Origin of the sequence: Streptomyces sp. 150FB (genome assembly GCF_000818195.1) — a bacterium.
Taxonomy (GTDB): Bacteria; Actinomycetota; Actinomycetes; order Streptomycetales; family Streptomycetaceae; genus Streptomyces.
The window spans coordinates 1,465,108-1,473,265 of the sequence record NZ_JTHL01000001.1 but is presented as its reverse complement, the minus strand read 5'-3'; the positions used below and the strand labels follow the sequence as shown (position 1 = coordinate 1,473,265).

General features: G+C 68.5%; 9 protein-coding genes. 6 read left to right on the top strand and 3 right to left on the bottom strand.

Annotation, left to right across the window (positions count from 1 at the left end; all coding sequences use genetic code 11):
• Both QR77_RS05935 and QR77_RS05930 read left to right on the top strand, forming a co-directional pair.
• A partial coding sequence (locus QR77_RS05935; protein ID WP_040020098.1) for a hypothetical protein occupies positions 1-1,013 on the top strand: 1,013 nt, incomplete at its 5' end.
• Positions 1,014-1,064: 51 nt separating this feature from the next.
• Entirely contained in the window at positions 1,065-1,595 is a 531-nt protein-coding gene (locus QR77_RS05930; RefSeq protein WP_078876496.1) for an NUDIX domain-containing protein, read from the top strand.
• A 171-nt stretch (positions 1,596-1,766) separates the two neighbouring features.
• Here the strand turns inward: QR77_RS05930 and QR77_RS05925 are convergent, their stop codons facing one another.
• Positions 1,767-2,627 (bottom strand): 3-hydroxybutyryl-CoA dehydrogenase, encoded by an 861-nt coding sequence (locus QR77_RS05925; RefSeq protein ID WP_040027376.1) that lies wholly within the window; start codon positions 2,625-2,627, stop codon positions 1,767-1,769.
• Positions 2,628-2,864: 237 nt separating this feature from the next.
• On the opposite strand from QR77_RS05925, the gene QR77_RS05920 reads away from it, so the two are divergent.
• Complete coding sequence (locus QR77_RS05920) at positions 2,865-4,133, top strand: family 10 glycosylhydrolase (protein ID WP_040020091.1); 1,269 nt, start codon at positions 2,865-2,867, stop codon at positions 4,131-4,133.
• 358 nt (positions 4,134-4,491) lie between these two features.
• Here the strand turns inward: QR77_RS05920 and QR77_RS05910 are convergent, their stop codons facing one another.
• On the bottom strand, positions 4,492-4,911 hold the full coding sequence (locus QR77_RS05910) for an ATP-binding protein (protein WP_040020087.1): 420 nt from the start codon (positions 4,909-4,911) through the stop codon (positions 4,492-4,494).
• A gap of 232 nt (positions 4,912-5,143) precedes the next feature.
• Between QR77_RS05910 and QR77_RS05905 the strand changes: the two genes are divergently transcribed.
• The 3 genes from QR77_RS05905 (at position 5,144) to QR77_RS05895 (ending at position 6,878) form a co-directional block, all read left to right on the top strand.
• Positions 5,144-6,013 (top strand): helix-turn-helix transcriptional regulator, encoded by an 870-nt coding sequence (locus QR77_RS05905; protein WP_040020085.1) that lies wholly within the window; start codon positions 5,144-5,146, stop codon positions 6,011-6,013.
• Positions 6,010-6,231: a DUF397 domain-containing protein gene (locus QR77_RS05900; RefSeq protein WP_040020083.1), complete on the top strand. Its 222-nt coding sequence runs from the start codon at positions 6,010-6,012 to the stop codon at positions 6,229-6,231. Before QR77_RS05905 ends, QR77_RS05900 begins: the two co-directional genes overlap by 4 nt.
• Positions 6,232-6,320: 89 nt before the next feature.
• Entirely contained in the window at positions 6,321-6,878 is a 558-nt protein-coding gene (locus QR77_RS05895; protein WP_040020082.1) for a hypothetical protein, read from the top strand.
• 57 nt (positions 6,879-6,935) lie between these two features.
• Here QR77_RS05895 and QR77_RS48310 read toward each other — a convergent pair.
• Positions 6,936-8,158 (bottom strand): PQQ-binding-like beta-propeller repeat protein (locus tag QR77_RS48310; RefSeq protein WP_236710545.1); only part of this gene is annotated, 1,223 nt, incomplete at its 5' end.

Below are 8,158 nucleotides of genomic sequence, written 5' to 3'. Positions count from 1 at the left end.
GGCGGCCGCATCTGGAGGAGGCTCCCGCCGTCATGGGGACGCCCGCCGTGATGCCCGTATGGGAGTGGGAGAACCCGCCGGAGGACTCGGACGTCTCGCGCCACGGCCGCACGAAGGCGGGGCCCGAGGACATCGAGCTGCTGCGGTCGGCCAGAGCGCACTACGAGTTGATGTACCGAAGAGCCGGGGGCGTCGCGACCCGCGCCAGGATCGTCCGTTTCCTGAACGTGGAGACGGCGCCCCTGCTGCGCGGCGGCCACAGCGACGCCCTCGGCCGTCAACTGCACAGGGCGACGGGCGCGCTGGTCGCCGTCGCCGGTATCTGCGCGTACGACTCGGACGCGCACGGCCTCGCGCAGCGCTACTTCCACCAGGCGCTGCGGTTGGCGAAGGCCAGCGGCGACCGGGGCTTCGGCGCCTATGTGATCGCGCTGCTGGTCAACCAGTCGCTGTACATGGGGGAGTTGCGCCAGGCGGTGGCCTTCGCGGAGGCCGCGCTGCGGACGGCGGGCAGCCGGATCACCCCGGCGCTCGCCGCCGATCTGTACGCGATGCAGGCCAAGTCGTACGCACGGCTCGGCGACAGCGGCGGCGCGCTCGTCTGCATCCGGCGCGCCGAGTCGGAGGCCGAGCAGATCCGTCCGGGACACGAACCGGCCGAGACGGGCTACGTACAGCCGGGCCTGGTGAACGTACAGGTGGCGGACGCGCTGCTGAGTCTCGGCCAACTGACCCCGGCGCGGGCGCACGCGGCCGCCGCCGTGGACACCCCGGCACACGACAGGGGCAGGGTCCACCGGCTCGCCATGCTCACCCATATCGAGCTGCGCCAGGGGGAGGCGGACCGCGCGGCGGGCACGGCGGCGGAGATGGCGGAGCGCGCGCGGGGGATGGAGTCGCGGCGCTTGCGGGACCGGTTGCGCGAAGTACGCGAGGAGTTGGCGGCGAGCGGCTCCGCCGAGGCGGGGGCGACGGCCGAACTCATCGATGCGGAGCTACGCGTTCCGCTGTAAGCGACCCACGGCTGCGATATTGCCATCAACTTGTCGGAAGGTGGCAGAACCGTGCAGTGGACGAAACTTAGCGAAAAGAATGTGTACGAAAACCGCTGGTTCAGCGTCAATCTGGCGGACGTCGAACTCCCCGACGGCCGGCACCTGGACCACTTCCTCATCAGGCTGCGCCCGGTCGCCGTGGCGACGGCGGTCAACGAGGCGGACGAGGTGCTGATGCTGTGGCGGCACCGGTTCATCACGGACAGTTGGGGCTGGGAGCTGGCTGCGGGCGTCGTCGAGGACGGCGAGGACCTCGTCGCCGCCGCGGCGCGGGAGATGGAGGAGGAGACGGGCTGGCGCCCGGGGCCGCTGAGGCACCTGCTCACCGTGGAGCCGTCCAACGGCCTGACCGACGCCAGGCACCATCTCTACTGGACGGACACGGCGACCCATATCGGCGATCCCGAGGACGACTTCGAGTCCTCGCGCCGCGAGTGGGTCCCGCTGCGGCGGGTGCCGGACCTGATCGCACGGGGTGAGATTCCGGCGGCCAACATGGCTGCCGGGCTGCTGATGCTGCATCACTTACGGCTGGGGTAGCGCGCGCGGCGTACGCATGCGGGGACAGCGCGCGCGGCGTACGGGTGCGGGGACAGCCGTGAGGTGGAGGTGCGGGGCCCGTCCGGAGAACCGGGCGGGCCCCGTGGCGTACGGCCGTCAGTGGGTCGGCGGCCGTCAGTGGGTCGGCGATCGTCAGCCGGCCGGCGGCCGTCAGTCGTACGTGTAGAAGCCCGAGTTCGTCTTACGGCCGAGCCGTCCCGCGTCCACCATCCGCTGGAGCAGCGGGGGAGCGGCGTACAGCGGCTCCTTGAACTCCGCGTACATCGAGTCGGCGACCGAAGCCACGGTGTCGAGACCGATCAGGTCGGCGAGCTTGAGCGGGCCCATCGGGTGGGCGCAGCCCATCTCCATGCCATTGTCGATGTCCTCGCGGCTCGCGATACCCGACTCGAACATCCGGACGGCGGACAGCAGATACGGGATGAGCAACGCGTTCACGACGAAGCCCGAGCGGTCCTGGGCGCGGATCGCGTGCTTGCCCAGCGGACCCTGGACAACGGCCTCGGCCCGCAGGATAGTTTCCTCGGACGTCGTCAGGGCCGGGATCAGTTCGACGAGCTTCTGCACCGGGGCGGGGTTGAAGAAGTGGATGCCGATGACCTGGTCGGGACGCGAGGTCGCCACCGCGAGCCGTACCAGCGGGATCGACGAGGTGTTCGAGGCGAGGATCGCGTCGGGACGCGTCACCACCTGGTCGAGTACCTGGAAGATCTCCGTCTTGACCTGCTCGTTCTCCACGACGGCCTCGATGACCAGATCGCGGTCGGCGAACTCTCCGAGGTCGGTCGTGTAGCTGAGCCGGCCGAGCGCCGCGTCCCGCTCCTCCTCGGTGATCTTGCCGCGTTCCGCCGCCTTCGAGAGCGAGTTGAAGAGTCGGGTGCGGCCGATCTCCAGTGCCTCTCCGGTGGTTTCGGCGACTTTCACCTCAAGGCCGCTACGGGCGGCGACCTCGGCGATGCCTGCGCCCATCTGGCCGCAGCCCACCACTCCGACGCGGGCGATATCGGTCAGGGTGTCGGTCACTTCGTGCCTTTCGCTGGTCCTCGGCCGGCCCGGGTTCGGTCCGTGTTCCGGCGGGGCGCGCCGTGCAGTTCCGGCGTCCGCCACGGCCCGACGTTACCCGGCGAGGTCCCATGACGGCGGCTCGGGGGAGGGCATGCTCAGCGGATACGGCGACCGGCGCACGGGGTGCCGGCGGTGGCACGACCGGCCTGCCGGCGGGCAGGCGGACCAGGAGAGGACGCGGTAATGGGGCAGTTCGACAGACGGCGGTTCATGGCGGCGACCGCGGGGGCGGCGGCCACGCTGCTGACGGCGGGCAGCGCGTCCGCCGCCACGGAGCGGGACCACCACGGGCACGGCGGGGACCCGGGCGGCCGGGGTCATGGCGGCAGGGGCCGTGGCGGCCGAGATCTGCGCGGCATGTGGATCGCGACCATCACCAATCGCGACTGGCCGTCGAAGCCGGGGCTGTCGGCCGGGGCCCAGCGCGCCGAACTCCTCAGACACCTCGACACGGCCGTCGAACGCCGTCTCAACGCCGTGATGCTCCAGGTCAGACCGAGCGCCGACGCCCTGTGGCCGTCGCCGCACGAGCCGTGGGCGAAGTGCCTGACCGGTACGCAGGGCAAGGACCCGGGCTGGGACCCGCTGGGTACGGCCGTCGAGGAGGCCCACGCGCGCGGCCTCGAACTGCACGCCTGGTTCAACCCGTACCGCGTCCTTGAGACCGCCGACCCCAAGCTGCTGAGCGCGAAGCACCCGGCGCGCCTCCACCCGGACTGGGTCCTGCCGTACGGCGGGAAGCTGTACTACAACCCGGGCCTGCCCGAGGTCAGGAACTTCGTCCAGGAAGCGATGCTGGACGCCGTACGCCGTTACGACATCGACGCCGTGCACTGGGACGACTACTTCTACCCCTATCCGGTGGCCGGCCAGACCTTCAAGGACGACGCCGCGTACAAGCGCTACGGCGGCGGCTTCCCCGACAGGGCGGCCTGGCGGCGCGAGAACACCGATCTGCTGGTACGCGGTACGGCGGAGGCGATCAAACGGATCAAGCCGGGCCTGCCCTTCGGGATCAGCCCCTTCGGCGTATGGCGCAACGCCGCCACCGACCGCCTCGGCTCGGCCACCACGGCGGGGGTGCAGACCTACGACGACCTGCACGCGGACACCCGGGCCTGGGTCAAGAAGGGCTGGATCGACTACATCGCGCCGCAGGTCTACTGGAACATCGGCTTCGCCGCCGCCGACTACGCGGAACTGGTGCGCTGGTGGGACGGAGTCGTACGGGGGACGGGCGTCGACCTCTACATTGGCGAGGCCCTCTACAAGGTGGGCGACCCGGCGCAGGCGGCACCGTGGCAGGACCCGGCCGAACTCACCCGTCACCTCGACCTCTGTGCCCGGCACCAGGGGGTGAAGGGGAACATCTACTTCGCTGCGAAGGAGGTCGGCAGCGACCCGCTGGGCGCGATGTCGCTGGTCGCGGAACGGTACGGCCGAGGGCGATGACGTAGAGGACGAAGGCGGACCACGCAGGCGGAGCACGAAGGCCTCCCTCATGGGCGCGGGAGGCCTTTCCGCTGGACCCGGTGCAGAGCCCCGATGGCCTTGAGCTGCCGCAACTCGTGGGGCGTTCCCTGGCGTACGGAAACCCACCGGCTCTGCCAGGTAAGCCCCGTAGGACGCGAAAGGTTGACGAACGGGCCGACGAAGTCGTCGATGGCCCCGACCATTTCGTACCTGCGGTCGTAGACGACCATGCCGATACACAGCCCGCTCGGTGGTGCCGGGTCCGGTCCCTGAGCCGTTTTCCGTATCTCCACCGGAAGACGCCGCCTCTCTGTTTGTGTTGGGTGCGTTGTTTCATTCACGCCTCGGCCAGGCGGAGTTCGGCCCACACGATTTTTCCCCAGCGACGACGATCCGTGCCCCACCGGTCGGCCAGCTCGTTTACCAGGAACAGGCCGCGTCCGCTCTCGGCATTTGCCTCGGGCTGCTGAAGCAGAGGGCACGCGGTCGACTTGTCCGAGACACTGAGGCAAACGCAGCCCGGAGAGGTCAGCGAGATACTGACGCGGATCAGACGGCACTTGGTGTGCTTAACCGAATTCCCCACCAACTCGGAGACGATCAGGCCCCCGGAGTTGGCGAGTTGATCGAGTCTCCAGGTCTCCAGAGCCGCACACACCAGGACGCGGGCACGGCCGGCGGACTGTGGCTCACGGGGCCAGGTCTGGCTGTAGCCGGGATCGCCAATGGCATGGGGCTGAGGCGCGATCGTGGTCACGGGTCTTCCCTCCGAGACGGGGGGCTCGCCCTGACTGGGGGCAGGGCGAAGCACGCTGCCGAGAGCAACTTCCGGGCATCGCCGGAGTTGTGATGCTCTGTCTGAGCGCTACTCTGGCCTATGAGCAACGTTGCGAGCAGCTTATTCCGCCTAGAAACGTTGCCCCAATCGAAACTGGCATATGCCAGCACTCATGCTCGCGGTACGCTGCGGCGACAAAAGGGAGGCAGTCATGGCAGAGGCGCGACCGAATGTGCACAGACGAAGGCTCGGATCGGCGTTGCGGTCGCTGCGCATGGCTGCGGGCTTCAGCATGGAAGACGCCGCAGAGCGGCTCGGGCTGCCGGGCAAGCCCGCGCTCAGCAAGATCGAGAATGGCAAGCAACGCGTGTCCGGTCTGGGGTTGACGGCCTTCTTTCAGATCTACGGCGTGGATTCTGAGGACACCAGGGCGAAAATCAAGGACATGGTCTCTCTGGCGGCCGCGGGGAAGCGAACTAATCTGCTCGATGAGTACAAGGACGCGATCCGAACCCACGAGTTCGAGGATTTTCTTAATCTCGAAGGCATCGCCTCCAAGGCAGAGTTCTACCTACACATCGTTCCGGGCTTGCTCCAGACGCAGGAGTACGCCACTGCGATTGTCGACGGTAGCCAGAAGTGGCGGTCAAAACGCGAGGTAAAACACTTCGTGGATCTGCGCATGGCGCGGCAGAGGGCCTTGACTCGAGCAGACCCCATCACCGTCTTGTGCATCCTTGACGAAGGTGCCCTTCGCCGTGTGGTCGGAGCGCCGGAGGTCATGCGAGGCCAGCTTCAACGTCTACTGGACGTGACGGAGGAGCACAAGCATGTGGCTGTACAAGTGCTTCCCTTCGAGGCGGGCGCTCACGCAGGCATCGACGGCCCGTTCCAACTCCTGCACTTCCAGGTCGGGTCCCCGGTTGCGGTCGTGGAGACGATGACAAGCTCCGTGTACCTGGAGGAAGATGGAGACATCGGCCGCTACGAGACGGCCCTCGACTTCCTCCGCGTGAAGTCCCTCGACGGGCAAGCGTCGCGTCGCTTCATCCACGAGTTGATCAAGGACTGCTACACATGAACAAGAAGGTCGATCTCACCACCGCCGTCTGGGTCAAGAGCGACATGTCCAACGGCGGCGACAACTGCCTTGAAGTCGCTTTCGTTGATGATGTCGTGGCACTGCGCGACTCCGTTGACGTCGGCGAACCGGACGCGAAGGTCCTGGTCGTCTCCCGCCAGGACTACAACTTCTTCGTCAAGAGCGTTCAGGCGGGGCAGCGGGACCTTCTGCCCTGAGTGCTTCCGATTCCACGCCGGCCGCCACTTCGACAGTGGGGGCCGGATTTTTGCATCGGGCCAGAAGGGCGCCACCGAAGGGATGCTCCGTGACAACGGACGACGTTGAGTTGCGCCACTTCCGCGAGATCGAGCCCATTTGGAACACGCTGATCGATATCTACGCCGAGGTGCGTGCTGACCGCCTCCACGACCCTCACTACTCCGTGGAGAGGTACGGGGAGCGTCTCGCGCGACATGCCTCAGAACCTGGTTGGGAGGCGGTAGTTGGTTTCGACGGCGAGGAGGCCATTGGCTACACCTACGCCAACACCATTGAGCACGGGGACCGTTACTGGAAGCGGATCACCAGCCCACTGCCGGAGTCCCTGACCGCGGTGCCCACCTTGGCTCTTAAGGAGATCATGGTTCGTGTGCCGTGGCGTAAGACGGGGGCCTCCCGCAGCATCCACGACAGCCTCCTTGCCGGTCGGTCCGAGCCGCAAGTCACCCTCATGGTCAATCCCCTGGCTGGGGAGGGGAAGGTCCACCACCTCTACGAGACGTGGAGCTACCGGGACATCGGGAGGAGCCAGCCCTCGCCCGACTCCCCGGTCCTGATAGCCATGGTCCGGGATATCCATCTCGTCCAGCGTGATGTCGGCTGACTCTCGTCAGTCCAGCGCCCCCGGCTGCGTAGGCGACCGAGTGAGCCGCCGGCCCGGTCAGCCTGACTTCGGCGGCTTCTGGGTGTCGAAGGCGAAGAGGGTGTTCTTGGCCGCGGCCACGATCAGCGCGCGGCCCGCGACGGTTACGCGTGGGCTTGCGCCCTGCTCGCCCGTCAGGCCGTCGGCCTGCGGGTCTGTTGCCCACAGGACCTTGCCGTCGTACCGCGACAGCGCGACCACCCGGCCGGTGGCCGAGCTGAAGTACAGCGCGCCGGCTCCCGCGACGGGACCCGACGCACCCTCCACGTCGGTCTGCCGCGACCACTTCTTCCGGCCGGTCGCGGGGTCGAGCGCCGTGACGAGACCGGTCTGCCCGCTCACGTACACGGTGCCGTCCACCATGCCGGGCGTCCCCGCGTACGTCGTGGCCAGTCGGGAGTACGTGACCTTCCCCGAGGCGGGGTCGACCCGCGCCACCCCGTCGTAGCCGGTCAGTTCCGTTCCGTCCAGGTGTTTCTGAAGGAGTACGAGCTTGCCGCCGGCGAGGCCCATCGCCACGGCGGGGCCCTTGACCGCGATGGGGCTGCCCAGTGTCCCCGAGGCGCGGTCGACCGCGTACAGGGTGGAGTGGATCACCTCGGAGTCGTCCACCTCCGTGTTCGGCGCGCACATCGCGAAGAGCTGGGAGCCCACCGGGACGGGAGCGCACTGCGTACCCGCCGGGAACGTCGTCGTCCAGGTGACCTTGCCGCTGTGCGCGTCCCGGTCCTCCATGCGGGAGTTGGCAGCGTCGACCGTCACGACGGCGGAGCCGACCACGAGGGCGTCCTGAGACCGGCCCGTGACGGCCTCCGACTGGGCGCCGGACGGTACGGACCACAGCTCCCGGCCGCTGTCCGCGTCGACGGCCACCACCTCGCGGGGAGGGTCCTGCGGGGCATCCTGGGCGGCGAAGCGGAAACCGAGCACCGTGTCGTCGGTCGCGCCGACCAGGTGCATGCCCTGGGTGGGGACGCCGGGGCTCTTCGCCGTCCACACGCGCGAGCCGTCCCGGGCCCTGATACGGGTCGCGACGACGCCGCCGCCCCCGCAGAACAGTGCGTCGCCGTGCGCGACGCAACGCAGTTCGTCGGAGATGTCCGGGAGACCGCCCCGCACGGTCTCGCGCCACGGCGCGAAGCCATCCGGAAGCGCGGCCCCCGACGCCGCGACGCTGTCGCCCTTGTCGCCGCCGCTGTTCCCCGCGAAGCCGCCCGTCTTCAGCGCGGCGGCTCCCCCGC